The sequence below is a fragment of the Brochothrix campestris genome (assembly GCF_046058945.1).
Classification (GTDB): Bacteria; Bacillota; Bacilli; order Lactobacillales; family Listeriaceae; genus Brochothrix; species Brochothrix campestris.
Genome location: NZ_CP175511.1, coordinates 1227062 through 1248244 on the forward strand (window position 1 = coordinate 1227062; position 21183 = coordinate 1248244).

Consider the following 21183-nt stretch of genomic DNA (forward strand, 5'->3'; position numbering starts at 1 on the left):
AATTGAGGCTGTTGTTAAGGTTTTTTCGTTTATAAAGAACCATCAATTTTTCGAACGTTAAGTTCTTTGATAATTCCCTTTATTCGCTGTCCTTGTTCAGCATCTGGAAAAATCCGAATACGATAGGTGAAGGTTGCATTCGGGTGATTGTTAAATTGATCAGATAAGACGATATCATACGTTTTATCGATATGATATGGGCTAATGATTACATGATAATCATCGCTAATTTGATAGCGAATTTGTCGTGTATAAAAATTGACCAATACCGGATCAGCTCCTGATTCAATGGCTATGGTTGTATGAGGCATTACCTTTGAATAGTCAAGCGTGTTATCAATCATCAAACTGTGGAATACAATAAAGAGGAGGTCATTGTCTGTTTTATAAAAATCGATTAATTCTTGAAAGACCTCTTCGAGCACTGCCAAGTAATAAGGACGATGTTTCTTAAAATACTTCAAATATAACGGCCCCGTTTCGGTAATTAGATAGCCATCGAATACTAAGATACGACAATAAAATTGAATGATTTTCCCTTCTAGTTGTTCATTTAATTCTAGTTGTGGCAACTGTTTTTTTAAAGAGTGTGTAAACTGTTCAATATAACGGTACAAAATGTTTTTCGAGCGGATATGTTCATCATAGGCCAACTTCATCATCTTAGGCGTATCATTGAATAAAGGAAAGCTATTTGAAATGATATAAAAAAATGTTAAATCTTCTTTCCAAGTTTCTCCGATAAGATGTTCGAAATAATGTTCTGTTTTTTCTAGAACAAGTTCTAAAATCCTATTATTTCTAGTGATTTTTTTCATTTCGATAGTAATCGTCATTTTATGCCCTTGGAAATTACGTGTTTTGCAAATGTGATAGAGCACTTGAAATTGTTCCTTGTTAATCGCTGCCAAGCTCACATTAAACGTATTCTCTAAAAGAGATAGAAGGGGACTCAACTCGTCATAATAGTGAAAGTCTATCTCGAATGTCTCTTTAAGATTAATTTCATTGTATAGAGTATAGTAAAAATAGCGAATTTGATGCTCGTCACCAATCAAGGTCAAATTAGAATTAATCTTGATTTTAAAGCTAGTTAAGATTGTATCATTCACATCTTTTAAAAGACGGTAATAGGTCGATTCACTAATGTTTTCTTTTTGGATAAAATTAAGCTTATTATTATTAGAGTGATATAGCGCATATTCTAAAATTTTATACCTAAGAGAAGAGACAATAAACCTGCTCATTAATTCTTGAGCAGAAAACTCAAAGCCATATTTAAAAGTCACGTTGTGAAGTGAAGGATATATAAATGCATTGGACTCAAATTCGTTTAAATCATCTATAAGAAGTAAAAGGTATTTTTTTAAAGTTTTACGAGATAGATGCAACTCATCTTCAAGTTCTTCATAACTAACGCTTTTATTTTTTTCTAAATACGTTAGTAAATTATATTTAATTAATTGTTCTTTATCTAACATCCGTTTCATAAAAAGAGCCCCCCAATAATTATCGTATAAATATAACTCTAAAATCTAATTATAATTATATAGAAAAAAAAGAAATAGAATTATCACATATAACATATAAAAGAGAAAATTATGAAAAATGAGTCAAAAACCTTAGGCGGAATAGTTAATCGCAATGAGTAATGGCGTTAAAATAATTGCAAAAAACAAAAGTACCCATATTAATATTTTAATAAATAGTTTAGCATTAGAACTCATCAAAAAACCTCCTGACATGTAATATAGTTATCATATCATTTTGGAACAATTTTTTTAAGTATAATATATATATCACAATAGAGTACAAGTCCCCACATATGTTTGAAAAGGCAGCTGTAAGTTCATGCAAAAATCGAAAAAACATGGTAAGTTCATAGCAACAGGAGACCAAAGGATCTAATTACATCTATTCATCTCTCTGAAACAACTCCTAGATGTCATAATAAAGTGCAACAAAGTAGGCTGTATTATTGTTTGAACAGAAAAATAATCACACTCTAATTCGAGTGTATTGTTACCTTTATGAAACTAAAGGAATGTTTATTATTAAAAGATATTGGTGACAAAAATGTAAGTAGGCAACTTATTTTTCATTTGTTATATTTGAATTAATTACTAGTGATTAATTCAAATATAAGGATGGTGTCTATGAACAAGCTATTTAAAATGTCAGTCATTACAACCATGGCGTTATTTACGGGATTGAGTACTATTATTCCTGAAAAATCTGTTTCAGCATCTACAACAGAAAGTAACACTACTGTTTCGCTATGGGATATCGAAGACGGTACTAATGTTCGTTATGATGAAAAAGAAACACATCCAGAGATTAAATTAACAACCGATGAATTGATTATTCAAGGGAAATCATATACGGCTTCTCAACTCATTGCTCTCTTAGAGACATCAAAGGAAATAAATGGAACCAGTAGTAATGGGAGACAAAAAAGATTTGCTCCAGCTGCGGCTATCTATTTTATACCTGGAGTTGGTCAAGTAGCTTTAGCTGCTACAGGTGCTATCGCTATTGGTGGTGTTACTATTGGTGCCGGACATTGGGCATATAAAACGATAAAAAAATACTTTTCTAAAAAAGGGAAAAAGCCTGCTAAGAAAAAAAAAGAGTGTGAAAAATACACCTGCTAAACTCTATAATACTGCCAAGAAAAAGGGTATTAAAGTTAAAAATAGACATACTAATCAAAAATGGAGGAAAGTTAAAAGTAACTTATCAAGAACAGGGAAACCTTACTCTTCTAAAGATTTAATTGATAGTAAGGGAACAAAACAACGAAGATATTATGACGGTAAAGGGAATGCCTCGATGGACATTGACTATCGTCATTCATTAGGGAAACACCAGAAACATGTTAAATTTCCACACAGACACTATTGGACGGGGAAAAGTCGTTCAGGACACTAACCAAGGAGGTAATACAATGACAAAATATGATTCTTACGAATACAAGCCAACATTTGAAACACTTATGGAGCTTTTAGAGACTGGACGTGAAATTGAATTCACATATAAACATAATGAGTATTTTATTATCAACTCTAATAAACATGGCAGAGCTTTAATATTGGATACAGAAGACTTGAGTGATTACACACACGATATCAACAAGTTTGTTGAAATGGCTAAAATTTATGGTATCACTCTTAAAGAATTATTTACAAATCATAGTGACGAGATCGAATTTGGAACTATCTTCTAAATATACAAAACATTCTTAGACGTTATAATGAAAACAACAAAGCGAACTTATCTAAATAGATAAGTTCGCTTTGTTGTTTTCAATAATTACCAAAACCTAAGGTTTATGTAACGACTGTTTAGAGAAATCAGAAGGTTAGTATAACAGGCTTATCAAATTACAATAAATCATTATAAATATCTTTATACTAAATCTCTTGCAAAAAGAAAAGGAAATTAGGATAATTAACTTAAACTCAGTAAGGAGGATAATTATGATTATTGGTTATGCACGAGTATCTAAAGATGAACAAAATTTAGATCGCCAGATCAATCAATTAAATGACTATGGCGTTGAAAAAATAATTCATGAAAAATATACTGGAACAAAAAAGCAAAGACCAGGCATGGATCAATTGCTCCAGACAATTCGTCCCAAAGATACAGTTGTTGTAGAAAGTATTTCAAGATTAGGTAGAAATACATTGGATATACTATTGTTTATTCAGCAATTAGACCACGATAAAATTGCATTTATTTCTTTAAAAGAAAATATAGATACATCAACATCTACAGGTAAAGCAATGCTTCAAATGATGAGTGTGATTGCTGAACTAGAACGAAACCTATTAGCAGAACGTGTTAAAGAAGGTATTGCAGCAAGTCGTCGTCGTGGTACTGCTATTGGACGACCAAAAGTAGAACGTAGTAAATTAAATATGGCTATGCGACTGTATAATAGTGGTGACTATTCGGTCAAGGAGATTACAGAAGCTTCAAAAATTTCTCAAGGAACTCTCTACAGAGAACTTAATAAAATTAAGCTCCAAAAATTAAATGCTGCTACTCTATTATATACAAAAGAGTAGTAATAGATTCTGTTACTTTTTATGCAAATAAAAGGAGGTTTCCTATGTCTTATGAACATTTGAGCGCAGAAGAACGCGGTAAAATAGAAGCATGGCTATATGATGGTATTTCTCAAACTGAAATTGCTAAGAGATTGAATAGACATCGTTCGACAATTTTTAGAGAACTTAAACGTAACTCTCCCAAAAGAATCAATAATAGCTTAGCTTCATTACCTTATCGAGCAACCAGTGCTAATAATGTTGCAATGCTTCGCAAAAAGAACTGTGGAACAGTAACTAAAGCATCTGCAAAGATGATTCATTTAATCACCAAACATTTAGAGATGAAATGGTCTCCAGAGCAAATAGCGAATGCTGTGAAGGGTGTAAAGGTATGTCGTAATAGTATCTATAATTGGATTTATAATAAGATTATTGCCTTTGAAATCAAGAAGTTAAGATTAAAAGGTAAACGTTATAAACGTAAAAGTACTGGGAAATTATTAAAACGACCTGATTCTTCATTTTATCTTAATCATTCGATACAAGACCGACCTAAGCGCTGTACGAATAGAACAGAATTCGGACACTGGGAAGCCGATACCGTTCTTTCTAGACGAGGTGTTACTCATTGTATAGCTACATTTATTGAGCGTAAGACACGACAGTATGTTGCTATAAAAATACTTAAACAAGATAGTTTTAGTATGTTGAATGCTATGTATGAAAGAATTAATTCAGCGTTATCCTAAAGGAACAGTCAATCCATTACATGTGATCGTGGTGTAGAATTTGTTCATCAATTTAATGTTCATTTAATTGAGAGTAGTTTTGGTATCAAAATTTATTATGCTAATCCTTATTCACCACATGAAAGAGGCGCTAATGAGTATCACAATGGGTTATTAAGAGAATATTATCCAAAACCGACAGGTTTTAATAAAGTGTCCCAAAATCAACTAGATGAGTCGGTTAAATCAATTAATACACGACCAAGAAAAACATTGAAATGGAAATCTGCAATTTTTCGGTTTGATAGAGAATGTTTGAAACTAAGATAAGCTATTGAAAGTATAATTCCTGTAGAATTTTAGTTGGACTATATTTTTTTCATAAATATCTAAAAGAGAAACTGTGTTTGAAAAGTGACTCTAATTTTCGTGCAGTAACATAGGAAAAGAGCGATTTAACCTTAAATCTATTAGCAATAATAATGTGTTGCAATTAATCTTGACATCTGCCCCTCTGAAACAACTTCCGATAATATATATTATGTAAACTAGAATGTTTGATTATTATGGGAGAATCTCTCATTCGTTCATTTTAATGGTCTTTTTATCGCTAATTCAACCTTTCACGCTTTTGTTGTTAATGCTTCAACTATTGTTGTTCGATTGAATCATTAGTGGTGATAACGCAATTAATCAATTCAATAAAATACTTATGGTATTATTTTCTACAACAAACGTTTTCTTAGTAAACACAATTCTAGATTATATAATAAAAGATATAAAATGTTAGGCCTTATAGACCACAACTGGTCTATAAGATACAGCAACCATCATTAAATATCGTCAGATGCAATTAAATTAGGTACTATATAACTGTTGTATTACAGTCATAAAACAGTTAGCATTAAAGGTGTTGAAAGCGTTTCCAATAACAGGAGGAGTTGATACTTTTTATGACAGAAAGTCCGCAAAAACTAGAACGTAATCTTTCGAACCGTCATGTGCAATTAATTGCAATTGGCGGGGCAATTGGAACCGGGTTATTTTTGGGTGCAGGTAAAACAATTCATTTAGCAGGTCCATCATTGTTGCTCGTTTATTTAATTGTAGGTATTGTTATCTTTTTTATGATGCGCGCTTTAGGTGAACTACTGTTATCTAACACTGAATTTAACTCGTTTGCTGATATTGCCTCTGAATACATTGGCCCTTGGGCTGGTTTTTTTGTAGGATGGACATACTGGCTATGTTGGATTGTAACGGGTATGGCTGAGATAACAGCTGTTGCAACCTACGTCAGTTATTGGTTTCCCAACTTTCCTAATTGGATTTCTGCTTTACTCTGTGTGCTATTTTTAGTTGCCTTAAACTCTCTCACAGTTAAAGCCTTTGGTGAAATTGAATTTTGGTTCTCAATCATTAAAATCGTCACTATTTTAGCTTTAATAGTCGTCGGTATTGTCTTGATTTTGAATAAATTTCAAGCAACTTCTACTTCAACTGCCTCTGTTAGTAACTTGTGGCAACATGGGGGCTTCTTCCCGACCGGCTTTAAAGGCTTCTTACTCGCCTTTCAAATGGCTGTATTTTCATTCGCCGGTGTCGAATTAATTGGGGTTACTGCTGCTGAAACAAAGGATCCGGAAAAGACGATTCCACGAGCAATTAATCAAATTCCACTACGTATCATTCTATTCTATGTCGGTGCCCTCTTCGTTATTATGTCGATTGTGCCTTGGAATCAAATTGATCCTGACAAGAGTCCCTTTGTTACCCTCTTTATGTATGCAGGTATCCCTGCCGCAGTTGCGATTATAAACTTTGTTGTATTAACCGCAGCGGCTTCATCATGTAACTCGGGTATTTTTTCAACGAGTCGGATGTTGTACGGGTTAGCTAAGCATAAGCGAGCACCAAAAATTTTTAATAAGTTAAGTGCGAGTAACATCCCTTCTATCAGTTTATATTTCTCAAGTGCGGTATTACTCATCGGGGTCTTACTTAATTATTTCATCAAAAATGCGATTACTGTCTTTACGATTGTAACGAGTATCTCTTCCCTGCTGTTTGTTTTCATTTGGGGAATGATAGTTGTTGCCTTTATTCGCTACAGAAAAAACCATGCGGCATTAGCTAAAAAAAGTATTTTTAAAATGCCTGGGGCTAGCTTTATGCCGGTGCTAATTATTTTGTTCTTCATCGGCGTTATCATTATGTTAGCAGTTGCACCTGATACGCGCATTTCAATCATTTGCGGGTCCCTCTGGTTCGTCATTCTGTTCTTAATTTATCGCTTTGCACATAAAAAAACAGTTTAGAGGAGTGTTATAAAATGATTATCGGAATTCCTAAAGAAATTAAAAACAATGAAAATCGTGTCGGTATTACCCCTGCTGGTGTTGCTAATTTTGTCAAAAATGGCCATCATGTGATTATTGAAACAAAAGCAGGTCTTGGTTCGCACATTACCGATCAGCAATTTAGCGATGCTGGTGCCACCATCGTAGTGACCGCTGCAGAAGTTTGGCAGGCAGAAATGGTTATCAAGGTTAAAGAACCATTGGCGGCTGAATATGGTTATTTTTATGAAGGTTTAATCTTATTCACATACTTACACCTTGCGGCAGAGCCTGCTTTAGCTGGTGCCTTAGTTGATAAAAAAGTAACTGCGATTGCATACGAAACAATTCAATTGCCTGATAATTCATTGCCATTACTCGTACCGATGAGTGAAATTGCTGGGCGGATGTCGATTCAAATCGGTGCACAATTCCTCGAAAACCCTCATGGTGGTAAAGGAATTCTTTTAGCTGGTGTACCGGGGGTAAGACGAGCTAAAGTCGTCATTGTTGGTGGTGGTTCTGCCGGAACAAATGCTGCACGGATTGCAATCGGGATGGGTGCACAAGTAACAATCTTAGACATTAGCGCTAAGCGTTTAGCACAACTCGATGATCAATTTGGCAATACGATTTCAACGTTAATTTCGGATCCTTATCACTTAGCAGCGGCCGTATCCGAAGCTGATTTAGTGATTGGCGCAGTATTAATCCCAGGTGCAAAGGCACCAAAACTAGTATCAGAAGAAATGGTGAAAGCGATGTCTCCAGGTTCTGTGTTAGTCGATATTGCGATTGATCAAGGTGGGATTTTTGCGACATCAGACCATATCACAACGCATGACCAACCAACCTATGTGAAACACGGAATCGTTCATTATGCCGTTGCTAATATGCCTGGGGCTGTTGCTCAAACAGCTACATATGCATTGACGAATGTCACAATCCCTTACGCAGTAAGAATTGCGAATAGGGGTGTGACACAATCGATGACAAAAGAACCGGCAATTTTAAAAGGTTTAAACGCGATGTCAGGTCACATCACATATGAAGCTGTAGCGACCGACTTAAATATGTCTTATGTGGCACCAATGACCTTGTTATAAACGTAACGAAAGAAAGACACCCTCCGGATGCGGAGGGTGTCTTTCTTTCGTTAGCCTGCTTTAATAGAATCGCTTTTGACCATACGTTTCAAATTTCACCAATAAACGTTTGATTTCTGCCTCATCAAGGAGCTGCGGTTCACCTGCTTGTTTGGCCTTTAAATACACTTCTGCAAGCTGCTCAATTTGCGTAGCTAACGAAAAAGCAGCTTCAATTGAGTGACCGATTGTTAAGAGGCCATGATTGGCTAACAAGCAAGCATAACGATCAGCGATGGCCTCTTTAGCAGTCTGTGCTAAACCAACACTGCCATAAGTTTCATACGGTGCACAACGGACAGTGGGTCCACCTGCTAAAGCTTGCAAATAATGTATGGCTGGCAATTCCCATTGTAACGCAGCGAGTACCATGCAGTGAGTTGAGTGTGTATGAACGACACTGGTAATGTTCGGACGAGTGTAGCACATCAGATGCATGGCAATTTCGCTCGATGGTTGGCGAATACCTTCGATGACGTTACCATCTATGTCAACAATGACAACATCAATCGGCGTCATCCGTTCATATGCAACCCCACTGGGGCTAATGGCGATTAAGTTACTTTGACGGTTGAAAATGCTAATATTTCCTCCAGTTCCCTTTGTTAAGCCTGTGCGCCTCATTTGTTTGCAATAGTTGACAATATCCGACCGTTCTTTTAGTAATTTCATCTCGTAATCCCCTCTCTCTTAAAATGAAGTTAGAGTCATAATAATTAAACTGAGACCCGCAATGACAACCGCAGGCATATCAATATGAGATGGTCTAAAAGTTGTCACATGTAGCGTCTGTGAGTTTGACTGAGTATCATCACTTTGAAGAAGTTATTGTCGTTTGTAACCGGATTATAACATGGGATAACAGGCCTCAACAATGAATAACCACTGAAACGACCAAACCCCACTTCCAACAACGGAAGTGGGGTTAATTATCTCGATATAGTTAATTTCTGGAAGGCTTAAGCCAATAAATGACAGCAGCCATCACTACTATCAGTACAGTAATACCACTAAACAATGTCATTTTTCGCTCTCCTATCCTAATTAGGTTGAACTGTTGACTAGTTCGTTACTATTAGGATAACATACTTCAAACAACTATTAAATAGAGACTTTTTTAAATGTCAAATAAAAACCCTTCGGTCATTCTTGTTCACCGATTATTTTAACCTCAGGCTCTAATTGCACATCGTATTTTTCTAAAATAACTTGTTGAACATGAGCAATTAAAGCCATGTAATCAGTTGCTGTTCCGTTATTCACATTCACCATAAAGCCAGCGTGCTTCGTTGATACTTGTACACCACCGATTGTGTAGCCTTGTAGACCAGCTTCTTGAATCATGGGACCGACAAAACGACCTGCTGGCCGCTTGAAAACACTGCCACAAGACGGGTATTCTAGCGGTTGTCTTGTTTCACGTTGTTCAGTAAAATCAGCCATTTTAGCGGCAATCATCGCTTCGCTATCTTCACATAATAAGAAATCGGCTTCGAGCACGATGTAATTTTTATCACCGATGAGACTGTGTCGATACGAGGCGCCAGCTTCTAACGTTTCACGATCGAGTTCAAGGAGAACACCAGTCTCTGTTAAAACAAGTGCGCGATTTAACACGTCTTTCGTTTCACCACCGTATGCACCGGCATTCATATGTAAGGCGCCACCGACGCTGCCAGGAATACCACAGGCGAATTCAAGACCTGTATGTGAGATATCTCGGGCATAACGTGATACATCGATAATAGCTGCACCTGTTTGAGCAGTAATGGTATGGTTTGTATGAGTGATTTTATTCATGTTCATTAAATATAAAACGATGCCACGAATGCCACCGTCACGAATAATTAAGTTTGAGCCATTCCCAAGAACCATCAATGGTATTTTATGTTCATGTGCATATTTAACGACGCTTTGCACTTCTGCGACCGTGTGAGGCGCGATAAAGATGTCGGCGTTCCCTCCAGTTTTTGTATACGTATACGGGTGGAGCGGTTCATCTATTTTTAAAATGAGCGCATCATTCATCTCTGTTAACTCAGCTGCGATTTTTTCAATCATTTTTTACGCCATCCTTTATTATAAAGTTGTTTTATCATCTATATTGTACCATAAAAAAGATGTATACCAATAGGCGGTATACATCTGTTCCTGAAGATACGCACCACTCTTTCTTCGCAACAAAACAGCTTTGACAAGCTGTTTTAATTACGTAATAAGGCAAGTGCCGTCTCATCCAAGGTAATGTCGGTCATTAATGCGTTTGTATAACGTTCATTAAAAAGGCGTAGACGTTGTTTCAATGAGAGGTTGTCACCAGAAAAGGTCACTTTTTCGAGTATTGGTAAGGTATCAACGACTTTATCGAAAATAAATTGCGCATTGATTTCGGATAAGAGCGTCGAAAAACGATTCATGTATTTGGCTTCTGTTTTCGTAAAACTCTTATGTTTGCGACTGATCCAGTCACGGACAGCTTCAATTTGTTCTTTTGTATTTTTTAAATATTGAATTTGTTCATACGCTAAATTGCCAATTGCAAGCGTTTTTTCTGTTAGATAGCTCCAATCTGACGAAGTTATTTGTTGTTGTTCTTTAATTTTGTCTAAGATGAGCAACATGTCTTTTAAATGCACATCAAGTGCGCGTTGATTCGTGACAAATATTTGAAGGCAAGCTAAGGTCGCTACCGCCTCATCACGGATAGAATACGAAAATTCCTCCGGTTGTATCAATGCAAGTTCTGCTTCAATTCGTTCAGCCATTTGTGAATCATGTGAATGTAAACTATGATGACGTACGAGTGCATATTCTGTGAGGCGATGTAAGTGTAAGGCTTGTTGATATACAGCGACCGCAACCTCACGATTACAAACGGTATCATTGGCATCAACGACAACATAGCCCGTCGTTTTACCTAATTTTTCATATTTAATTAATGTGAATATGTCCTTGTTTACTGCAAAACAATATGGCATCCGTTTCTCAAGTTCGAGGCGGTGGCGCATCGATTTATCAGTTTGTCGTGTCTTTTCAATCATGCTATCACCCTATTCAGTTATTTATACTTCTAGTATAAGTCAAAAAGAAACATCTGTCAGTTATTAACGTTCCAGCATTGCTTGCTCACTGGCTAATAACAGACAGATGTGACCTAGCCTAATTTAACTTCAAGACGTTTAGCAACAAGTGATAGGGCATAACAGACGATAAAGTAAAATGCAGCCATCGCAACAAACATCGGGATGACGAATGATGTGTCTTGACCGTAGATTATTTTAGCGTTATGCGTTACTTCGGGCAACGCAATGACAACCGCTAGCGAGGTATCTTTGATGAGTGAAATGAACTGGCTAACAATCGGTGGAATCATCTTGCGTAATGCTTGAGGCATCACAACACTGAACATTGCCTGCAAATAGGTTAATCCGGTTGAGCGAGCAGCCTCCATTTGTCCCTTAGGGATTGATTTCAAACCACCACGAATGATTTCGGACACCATCGCCGATTCAAAAACGGTCATTGCCGCCACTACAGACCAAAAAATATCAAGGCGGACGCCGATTTTTGGCAGGGCGAAATAGGTAAAGAAGATAATTAACAACAACGGCAAGTTGCGGATAACGTCGGTAATAACACCAACACTTTTTGAAACATATGGCATCTTCATGTAACGAACCAATCCAATGATACTACCGATAATAAAACTAAAGATAATCGCTATCAAAGCGACAAGAACAGTCATCCATAATCCTTCTAATAAAAAACGGATGTTGATCCAACTGTAAGCTCCAACAAAATCCATGATGACTCCTCCTTAATCGCTAATTGACCAGCGTTTTTCTAAATTGTTCATTAAATAGCTTAATGGCAAGGTTAAAATCAAGTAAAAACAAGCGACCACGATATAAGTTTCGAATACATTAAAATTAACCGATGAAATCAAATCGCCTTGGTACATCAAATCGAGACCAGCCACCATCGCTAAAATAGATGAGTTTTTTACAAGGTTGATAAATTGGTTGCCCAATGGCGGCACAACAATTTTTATTGCTTGCGGCAACACAATGCTAGTCATCGTTTCGCTATAACTTAAACCTGTTGAACGACCTGCTTCCATCTGCCCTTTGGGTACCGATAAAATACCAGCTCGAACTGTTTCAGCAATAAAAGCCGACGTATAAAGCGTTAGGCCAATCGTACCGGCTGTAAAGCCATTAATGTTGAAAAAATACATTGGAATAACGACATAAAAGAACATCACGATAATGAGTAAGGGAATATTACGGAAAAATTCAACATAGGTTGAAGCGAGTCCGCGTGCAAGTTTTGATTGTGAAATTTGTAATATTGCCATCACGACACCAATAATCAAGCTACAGACGAGGGCAATGACACTCGATAAAAGGGTGAATAAAAAGCCGCTAAGTAAGGCTTCGTAATTAGTTGTTAAAATTGAGAACATCGAATACCCCTTTCTTTAGTCGTTTTCTGGGATCCATTTATCATATATTTTTTGATACGTACCATTCTTTTTTAAGGTGACAAGTGCCGTGTTTATGTCTTTAACAAAGGCTTCCTGTCCCTTATTAACAGCAATTCCATACGGTTCATCCGTAAAATTACCACCAACGACTGCATAGCTGTTATCTTGTGCGACCATTCCGTATAAAATACCACTATCGGTGGTCATTGCATCACCCTGCTTCGATTTTAAAGCAGTGAAGGCTTCAGAATAATTTTCCAATTCTAATATTTTCGCTTTAGGTGCTAACTTACGAATATTAACAGCCGAGGTCGACCCTTTGACTGCTAACACTGTTGTCTTTTCGTTTAAATCAGTGACAGACTTAATGGGACTGCCTTTTTTTACAAGCAGCGACTGACCACCATCAAAATAAACATCTGAGAAGTCGACTATTTTTTGGCGATCAGGCGTAATGGACATCGTCGCAATTATCGCATCGATATTACCGTTTTTCAATAGTGGAATCCGGGTTTTCGATGTCACTTCCACGAAACTAGCGGTAGCGTCTTTTCCAGCTATTTCAGTAGTTAAGGCCTTTGCAATATCAATGTCGAAGCCTTCAATATTACCTGTCGCAATATTTGTTAAACCGAATAAACGTGTATCTGTTTTCACACCCCATGCAATCGCCGGCTTTGTTTCAAGTCGTTCACTAATATCAACCGATGCCACTTGGTTGCCACAGGCAGCCAGTGTCAGTGTTGCGAGTGAAAAGACAGTGAGTAGTAGTTTTTTCATTGCCATCCCCCTCATTTTAGTGGTTAATAATCTTGCTTAAAAATTGACGTGCACGTTCTTCTTTGGGCCCATCATAAAATGCAACTGCTTCACGGTCTTCGAGTACGGTTCCTTGGTCCATAAAAATAACACGGTCGGCCACTTCACGGGCAAAGCCCATTTCATGTGTCACGACGATCATTGTCATCCCATCTTGTGCTAAACGTTTCATTACATCTAAAACTTCCCCTATCATTTCGGGATCGAGTGCTGATGTCGGTTCATCGAACAGCATCACCTCAGGTTCCATTGCTAATCCACGAGCAATTGCCACCCGCTGTTGTTGCCCACCTGATAAACTGGCTGGATAAACATTCGCTTTATCAGCTAAACCAACCTTTTCGAGTAAGGCTAACCCGGTTTGAATGGCTTGTTCCTTGGTTTTTTTCAAGACCTTTATCGGTGCTAACGTAATGTTTTCTAAGACTGTTTTATGAGGATACAAGTTAAAATGTTGAAACACCATGCCGACATTTTTACGAACAATGTTAATATCTGTCCCTTTGCTATGTAAATCATAATTGTTAACGAGTAAATGTCCGGAACTGATTTCTTCTAAACCGTTGATTGTACGTAACATTGTACTTTTACCGGAACCAGAAGGCCCAATAACTACAACAACCTCACCTTTAGTTATTTCGAGGTTAATCCCACGCAAGGCGTGGTATTCGCCGTAATATTTATCGACATTTTTAAATTCAATCATGTTGTGCCTCCTTAGTTGTATTGCAAGAATTGTTAGAATACTCTCAATTTTATGCCTACCATCACCTTTTGTCAATAGTATTTCTTAAGTTACCTTCGGTTAACCATAAGTACTTCTTATAACATTGGTGCTATTATGTTTTACTAGATTGATTTTACTTGCTTTTGTTGATATAATAGAGTTTATGGAATAAAAACGATATGAAAGAGGGTAACAAAACAGATGACAATCACAGTAAGTAATGTCGGACTGCGTTTTTCTGACAAAAAACTATTTGAAGATATAACAATGAAATTCACACCAGGTAACTGCTATGGCCTTATCGGCGCAAACGGTGCTGGAAAATCAACATTCTTGAAAATTCTTTCAGGTGAAATTGAAGCACAAACAGGCGATGTTCATATCACTCCAGGTGAACGTTTAGCGGTTTTAAAACAAGATCACTTTGAATTTGAAGAGCACCGTGTGCTTGATGTTGTTATTATGGGGCATCAAAAATTGTACGCAATTATGGAAGAAAAGAATGCTATTTATATGAAAGAAGATTTTACTGATGCAGATGGTCTTCGTGCCGCTGAACTTGAAGGTGAATTCGGCGAAATGGGCGGTTGGGAATCTGAATCAGATGCAGCAATCCTCTTAAAAGGCTTAGGTATTTTACCCGGTGATCACGATAAGTTAATGAAAGAACTTGACGGTGGTGGCAAAGTGAAAGTTTTACTTGCTCAAGCACTATTCGGTAAACCTGACATTTTACTTCTCGATGAACCGACTAACCACTTGGACTTAAAAGCAATTATGTGGTTAGAAGATTTCTTAGCTAATTTTGAAAATACTGTTATTGCAATTTCGCATGACCGTCACTTCTTAAACCAAGTATGTACGCATATTGCCGATTTAGATTACAACAAAATCAAATTATTCGTTGGTAACTATGACTTTTGGTATGAATCAAGTCAATTAGCACAACGGATGTTACAAGATGGCAACAAGAAAAAAGAAGAAAAAATCAAAGAATTAGAAGCCTTTGTTGCGCGTTTCTCAGCCAATGCTTCGAAATCAAAACAAGCCACTTCTCGTAAAAAAACATTGGATAAAATTACGCTTGATGATATTCAACCATCGTCACGTCGTTACCCATTTATTCGTTTCCAAGCAGACCGTGAAGTCGGCAATGATATTTTACAAGTATCTGGTCTTTCAAAAACAATTGATGGCGTGAAAGTGTTAGATAACGTATCATTTACACTCGATCGTGACGATAAAGTTGCGTTTGTCGGCAATGATTCTTCTTCTTCTGCCCTTCTCTCTATTTTAGCTGGCGATATGGAACCAGATGAAGGCACGTTTAAATGGGGTGTTACAACTTCACAAACATACTTTCCGAAAGACAACACTTCTTTCTTTGAAGGTTCAAACCTTAACTTAGTTGAATGGTTGCGTCAATATTCACCTACTGAAGATGCCGAATCATTTTTACGTGGGTTCTTAGGTCGTATGTTATTCTCTGGTGACGAAGTACTAAAAAAAGTACGCGTTTTATCAGGGGGCGAAAAAGTACGTTGTATGCTAAGCCGGATGATGCTTTCAGGTGGAAATACATTGCTGCTCGATGAACCAACTAACCACTTGGACTTAGAATCAATTACAGCCTTGAATGATGGTTTAATGGACTTTAAAGGCGTTATGCTCTTTATCTGTCACGATCATCAGTTTACACAATCATTAGCTAACCGCGTGATTGATGTAACACCAGGTTCATTCTACAACAAAAAACAATCTTACGATGAATATTTAGAAACACAAAAATAAAAAGTAACTAAAAAGGGTAACGACATTCACTGTCGTTACCCTTTTTAGTTACTCAGAGACAGAAGATAAACGTTGTTCTAATTCGTCAATAGTGGATTATCATCGGTACACTCACCTTAAATCTTTATATTTCCGACTAGAATGAAGATGACTCGTTAGCGTCGCTAGCAAAGCACTTGAAATACACGAGCTGTTAGCTGATTGAACTAGAAAAGATAACAGTATCCTATCCAGTCTAATTAAACCACCTTAACTACAACTGTAAGTCCCATGAAAGTTAACACGCTTAGAATCGCTCTCACCCACTTAACTCTAGGCATTAAGAGGCTCTTTTTGATACGATTGATGGTAGGGGCACGTCGTTAAATGGTCATCAACAAATCCAGTCGCCTGTAAGAATGCATAAATAATCGTCGGTCCGATAAATGAACAGCCTCGTTTTTTGAGGTCTTTACTAATAGCCTTTGATTCAGCGCTCTCATTTGGTAATTCGCTCATTTTTTGCCACTCGTTGACGATTGGTACGACACTAAAAAAACCTCTGAAATACTGTTCAATCGAGCCATATTCGACAATGATTTGTTGTAAGACCCGTGCGTTTTTTCGCACTGAATAAATTTTGAGTTTATGACGAACAATCGCCGTATTTAAACGCGCCGCCTCTAATTCTTCGTCGCTTAACTGTGCACAGCGTTCAAGGTTAAAATGGTGAAATACCTTACGATAGCCCTCACGCTTATTTAAAACAGTTCGCCATGATAGACCCGCCTGAGCTCCTTCCAAGGTCAGAAATTCAAAATAACTTGCATCTGTTTTAGCTGTATAACGGCCCCATTCTTCATTATGATAAAGGGTCATTTCAGCGTGTTGTTGCGCCCAGTCACAAATTGTCATCTTCGCATCCCTACTTTCGATTGATGGTGTTAAAATAAAAAACAGTGGCCTAAAGGCACACTGTTTTTTTGTTTGGATTCATTATTACTTAAATAAAGTTGTTGCCACTTTTATTGTTATCTAGTTTTAACAACTAACAGCTTTTAAATTTCAAGCACGCCTAAGCGACACTATAAAGTCGCAGCGGCCTGCTCTCCAATTTAAGCGCTGTTAACCAAGTTGTTGCCACTTTTATTGTTATCTAGTTTTAACAACTAACAGCTTTTAAATTTCAAGCACGCCTAAGCGACACTATAAAGTCGCAGCGGCCTGCTCTCCAATTTAAGCGCTGTTAACCAAGTTGTTGCCACTTTTATTAATTAACTTCCATAATTACCGGTAAAATCATCGGACGACGGCGTGTTTGTTCGAATAAGTAACGGTTTAATTTATCACGAATTGCTTGTTTAAGGTTAGCCCATTCAAAGTTTTTATCTTCTAATGTTTCGATGACAATTTTTTCAGCCATCTTTGTTGCAGCCTCGATTAAAGCTTCTGATTCGCGCATGTAAATAAAGCCACGTGACATCATTTCAGGACCAGAAACAATCCGTTTTTGACGACGGCTAATCGTTACCACAACAATGAAAATGCCATCTTCTGATAACAATTTACGGTCGCGCAGAACGATATTACCGACATCGCCCACACCTAAACCATCAATTAAAGTATTACCTGAATAGACGCGGCTACCCATTGCGAATTTTTCATCCTTGTACTCAAGAATATCGCCTTTGTTGATAATGAAAATTTGGCTGTTATCGAAGCCCATTGTACGTGCGATTTTTGTATGTTCAATTAACATGCGGTATTCACCGTGAATTGGCACGAAATATTTGGGTTTAAGTAAGTTCATCATCATCTTCAGTTCTTCTTGGCTCGCATGACCTGAAATAAAGATATCTTTTGAGAAAGTTGTCACAATCGCATCATTACGATAGATTAAATCAACCGTTTTCGCTAAGATTGTTTCCGTTGCAGGATCAGCTGTTGCACCAATAAAGACCGTATCGCCAGGACGAACGTTGACTAAACGATGTGCTTGTTTCGCCATTTTATTTAATTGGCGAATCGGCTCACCTAAGTGACCGCTTTCGATAATGACTAATTTTTCATCAGCAATCGTGTCAATTTCTTTAATCGGAACAATCATGTCTTCATCTGCAACAACAAGTTTATTTAACTTCGCAGAAACAGTTACGACACGTTCTAACTCTTTTCCAAGAATAGCTACTTTACGGTGTGTCGCAGCCGCTGCGTCAAATACCTGTTGTAAGCGACTCACATTTGATGCAACGACAGCTACAATAATACGCGCTTTCGCTTGTTTAAAGCCTTTTAACATTTCTTGGGCTGCAACTGCATCACTTGAAGTGTAACCTGGGTGTTCAGCATCTGAACTATCAGACAGTAAGGCAAGCACACCTTTTTCACCAATTTTAGCAATTTGACCAAGGTCTGTTTGATAGCCTTCGCGCGCTGATTGATCGAACTTGAAATCCCCTGTATAAACAATCGCGCCATCTGCTGTATGTAACACGATCCCAATTGAATCCGGGATTGAGTGTGTTGTCGCAAAGAACGATACATTGATTTGTTCAAAAGATAAACGCGAACGCGCATGTACCACATGGAAACGGTTGTATTTTAAATCTTTATGCTCTTTAATCGCTGCACGTGCGAGGGCAACAGTTAGTTCTGTTCCGTAAACGGGAATATTATTGATTTTTTTCAACAAGTAAGGCAATGCCCCAATTGCATCTTCGTGACCGTGTGATAAGAACACAGCCTTAATACGGTCTTGGTTTTCTTCTAAATACTTAATGTCGGGTATTACAACATCAATTCCTAATAATTCATCTTCTGGAAAACGGAGGCCGGCATCTAAAATAAAGATATCGTCATTCACTTCCACTACATATAAATTTTTACCTAATTCTGCTACACCACCGAGAGATAAAATTTTGATGTTTTCTACTGGTTTGATTGTCAAAATATACCCTCCTTTCGCCTATTTTATTTGTGTGTATTGTTGTTGAAATGCTGAAATCACTTGCTCAATTTGGTCAGCTTCTTCAGCTGTTACTGCAACAATCGGTAACCGTGGTTGACCGGTTGCAATGCCTTGTTTATTAAGCCAGAACTTCACTGGTGCTGGACTAGGAACGCTAAAGCATGCGTTAATAACGGGCATGATGTCATGATGATAACGACGCGCTGTTTCAATGTCACCTGCATCAAAGGCTGCGAGCATTGCTTGCATTTGCATGCCAGCGATATGCGATGTGACCGAAATCACGCCAGCACTGCCGACTGCATATAATGGTAAGGTCAATGCATCTTCGCCACTGTAAATCTTCATTTTATCGCCAACGCGTGCGTGCAACTGTGAGAGCATGCTAAAATCAGCTGTGCAATCTTTGAGCGCAACGATGTTAGGAATATCCGCTAGTTTAACGAGGGTTTCTAAGTCAATTTTAACAACAGAACGTCCTGGTATATTATAAACAACCACCGGTAAGTCGGTTGCTGCTGCAATGGCTTTATAATGTTCATAAATCCCTGCTTGGCTGGGTTTGTTATAATATGGAACGACTGCTAGAATACCATCAGCACCTAAATGTGAGACTTCTTTTGTAAAGGCAACAGATTCGGCTGTGTTGTTTGAGCCGGCACCTAGAATTACGGGCACACGACCATTTACAGCATGGATTGCGTAGCGGTATAAAGCGAGCTTTTCAGCGTGACTTAAGGTCGCTGATTCTCCCGTTGTACCACCAACAATAAGGCCGTCAGATCCGTTGTCAATTAAATAGTTCACAAGATTTTCTGTTAAAGCTTCATTCACCTTGCCTTCAACATCAAATGGTGTAACCATTGCGGTCATGACTTTTCCAAATTCCATCTGTGATCCTCCTCTAATTTAGCTTGTTTGATTAAAAATATCGTGCAATGAGTTTGCAGCTTGAATCATGTTCCCTTCATCTACCAAAACCCATAATGTATTCGTATTTGATTTCGATTGTAAAATGCGAATGTTTTCTTTATTTAAGGCCGTCAGAATCGTTTGTGAGACATCATCCATATGACGATGTTCAATACCCACTACTGTAATTTTAGCACATTTTTCACGGATTGTGGCGACATTTCCTTGATTGTTTAAGACATCGGCAATTAAGTGACGACGCACATCAGGTACACTGAATAATAATTCAGTCGCTGTTTCGTTGATAAAGCTTGCATTGACACGATTTGCGGCCAATAAGTCAGCTAAGGTCTCAGCCGATAACGCGGCCGTTTTTGTGACCGTAAACTGACAGAGATTGTTAATATGTGTCACACCACAGAACAACGCGTGCGACTGAGCCGCCTGTTTTTGCTCAACTGGTGAAATATCTGTAATTAACGTTCCTTCATTTTGCGAATAGGTTGAACGGACACGCATCGGAATTTTACCGCGGTTTGCGGTCGAAACCGCGCGCGGATGAATCACCTTCGCGCCTTCTGTTGCCATTTGCATCACTTCAGTATACGTTATTTTATCGAGTTGTTTAGCACGTTTAACGACGCGTGGATCGGCCGTCATTATCCCTTCAACATCGGTGAAAATATCAATAAAGTCAGCCTTAACAGCCACGCCTAACGCAGCTGCTGATGTATCGCTTCCACCTCGACCTAGTGTTGTAATGTCACCGCTATGAGTGGCACCTTGAAAACCAGCCACTACGACAACGTCGGCGCCGTTTTTTAACTCATGATAAATCCGTTTTGGATTAACGGTCAGGATATCGGCATTTTGGTGATTATCATCAGTTAAAATACCCGCTTGCCCCCCTGATAAAGCCGTTGCTTTAATGCCTGCCTTTAGTAGCATATCGGCAAACACATTGGCCGATATTAACTCACCTACTGATAACAGCATATCTTGTTCCCGTAACGATAGCGCCGTATTAGGGCTATCGATTAAGCTTAGTAATGTATCGGTTGCATACGGATCGCCGGTGCGACCGATGGCTGAAACAACAACGACTGACTGATAGCCTTTCTTTAAGGCGGATTGAATATGCCCAATAGCAAGATGGCGCGACTCTGCCGTTTTGACAGAAGTCCCCCCAAATTTTTGTACAATAAGCTTCATACGATCAATACTCCTTGTG

At 37.9% G+C, this 21183-nt stretch carries 18 protein-coding genes and 1 pseudogene; 7 read left to right on the top strand and 12 right to left on the bottom strand.

Going from position 1 to position 21183, the window contains the following annotated elements; all coding sequences use genetic code 11:
- Positions 1-29 precede the first annotated feature (29 nt).
- Complete coding sequence (locus ACJYYY_RS06075) at positions 30-1490, bottom strand: helix-turn-helix domain-containing protein (RefSeq protein WP_408868711.1); 1461 nt, start codon at positions 1488-1490, stop codon at positions 30-32.
- A gap of 666 nt (positions 1491-2156) precedes the next feature.
- Here ACJYYY_RS06075 and ACJYYY_RS06080 point away from each other — a divergent pair.
- The 6 genes and pseudogenes from ACJYYY_RS06080 to ald all read left to right on the top strand — a co-directional run bounded on the left by ACJYYY_RS06080 (position 2157) and on the right by ald (position 8231).
- A complete protein-coding gene (locus tag ACJYYY_RS06080) occupies positions 2157-2654 on the top strand; it encodes a hypothetical protein (protein WP_408868712.1) in 498 nt (165 codons plus the stop codon).
- A gap of 293 nt (positions 2655-2947) precedes the next feature.
- Positions 2948-3226, top strand: coding sequence for a hypothetical protein (locus ACJYYY_RS06085; protein WP_035312736.1), 279 nt, complete (start codon positions 2948-2950; stop codon positions 3224-3226).
- Between the two features lie 253 nt (positions 3227-3479).
- Positions 3480-4073, top strand: coding sequence for a recombinase family protein (locus ACJYYY_RS06090; RefSeq protein ID WP_035312735.1), 594 nt, complete (start codon positions 3480-3482; stop codon positions 4071-4073).
- A gap of 44 nt (positions 4074-4117) precedes the next feature.
- Positions 4118-5116: pseudogene (locus tag ACJYYY_RS06095) on the top strand (IS30 family transposase).
- Positions 5117-5739: 623 nt separating this feature from the next.
- Entirely contained in the window at positions 5740-7104 is a 1365-nt protein-coding gene (locus ACJYYY_RS06100; RefSeq protein ID WP_408868713.1) for an amino acid permease, read from the top strand.
- Positions 7105-7118: 14 nt separating this feature from the next.
- Positions 7119-8231, top strand: coding sequence for an alanine dehydrogenase (gene ald, locus ACJYYY_RS06105; protein WP_035312734.1), 1113 nt, complete (start codon positions 7119-7121; stop codon positions 8229-8231).
- Positions 8232-8291: 60 nt separating this feature from the next.
- On the opposite strand, the gene ACJYYY_RS06110 is transcribed toward ald, so the two are convergent.
- The 7 genes from ACJYYY_RS06110 to ACJYYY_RS06140 all read right to left on the bottom strand — a co-directional run bounded on the left by ACJYYY_RS06110 (position 8292) and on the right by ACJYYY_RS06140 (position 14281).
- Entirely contained in the window at positions 8292-8942 is a 651-nt protein-coding gene (locus ACJYYY_RS06110; RefSeq protein ID WP_035312732.1) for an L-fuculose-phosphate aldolase, read from the bottom strand.
- Between the two features lie 471 nt (positions 8943-9413).
- Positions 9414-10331, bottom strand: a complete 918-nt coding sequence (gene murB / locus ACJYYY_RS06115; RefSeq protein WP_035312730.1) for a UDP-N-acetylmuramate dehydrogenase — start codon at positions 10329-10331, stop codon at positions 9414-9416.
- A 143-nt stretch (positions 10332-10474) separates the two neighbouring features.
- Positions 10475-11311, bottom strand: coding sequence for a hypothetical protein (locus ACJYYY_RS06120; RefSeq protein ID WP_408868714.1), 837 nt, complete (start codon positions 11309-11311; stop codon positions 10475-10477).
- A 113-nt stretch (positions 11312-11424) separates the two neighbouring features.
- Positions 11425-12075 (bottom strand): amino acid ABC transporter permease, encoded by a 651-nt coding sequence (locus ACJYYY_RS06125; protein WP_035312723.1) that lies wholly within the window; start codon positions 12073-12075, stop codon positions 11425-11427.
- A 12-nt stretch (positions 12076-12087) separates the two neighbouring features.
- Positions 12088-12735 carry an amino acid ABC transporter permease gene (locus ACJYYY_RS06130; protein ID WP_035312721.1) on the bottom strand — a complete coding sequence of 216 codons (648 nt, stop codon included), beginning with the start codon at positions 12733-12735 and terminating at the stop codon, positions 12088-12090.
- Positions 12736-12750: 15 nt separating this feature from the next.
- Positions 12751-13536 (bottom strand): transporter substrate-binding domain-containing protein, encoded by a 786-nt coding sequence (locus ACJYYY_RS06135; protein ID WP_156921063.1) that lies wholly within the window; start codon positions 13534-13536, stop codon positions 12751-12753.
- 16 nt (positions 13537-13552) lie between these two features.
- Positions 13553-14281 (bottom strand): amino acid ABC transporter ATP-binding protein, encoded by a 729-nt coding sequence (locus ACJYYY_RS06140; protein WP_035312717.1) that lies wholly within the window; start codon positions 14279-14281, stop codon positions 13553-13555.
- A gap of 222 nt (positions 14282-14503) precedes the next feature.
- Between ACJYYY_RS06140 and ACJYYY_RS06145 the strand changes: the two genes are divergently transcribed.
- A complete protein-coding gene (locus ACJYYY_RS06145; protein ID WP_035312716.1) occupies positions 14504-16093 on the top strand; it encodes an ABC-F family ATP-binding cassette domain-containing protein in 1590 nt (529 codons plus the stop codon).
- Between the two features lie 312 nt (positions 16094-16405).
- Here the strand turns inward: ACJYYY_RS06145 and ACJYYY_RS06150 are convergent, their stop codons facing one another.
- The 4 genes from ACJYYY_RS06150 to dapG all read right to left on the bottom strand — a co-directional run bounded on the left by ACJYYY_RS06150 (position 16406) and on the right by dapG (position 21164).
- On the bottom strand, positions 16406-16987 hold the full coding sequence (locus tag ACJYYY_RS06150; protein WP_035312713.1) for a DNA-3-methyladenine glycosylase I: 582 nt from the start codon (positions 16985-16987) through the stop codon (positions 16406-16408).
- A gap of 355 nt (positions 16988-17342) precedes the next feature.
- Positions 17343-19019, bottom strand: coding sequence for a ribonuclease J (locus ACJYYY_RS06155; protein WP_035312712.1), 1677 nt, complete (start codon positions 19017-19019; stop codon positions 17343-17345).
- A gap of 18 nt (positions 19020-19037) precedes the next feature.
- Complete coding sequence (gene dapA, locus ACJYYY_RS06160; protein ID WP_035312710.1) at positions 19038-19931, bottom strand: 4-hydroxy-tetrahydrodipicolinate synthase; 894 nt, start codon at positions 19929-19931, stop codon at positions 19038-19040.
- Positions 19932-19949: 18 nt separating this feature from the next.
- Positions 19950-21164 carry an aspartate kinase gene (gene dapG, locus ACJYYY_RS06165; protein WP_035312708.1) on the bottom strand — a complete coding sequence of 405 codons (1215 nt, stop codon included), beginning with the start codon at positions 21162-21164 and terminating at the stop codon, positions 19950-19952.
- Between the last annotated feature and the right edge of the window lie 19 nt (positions 21165-21183).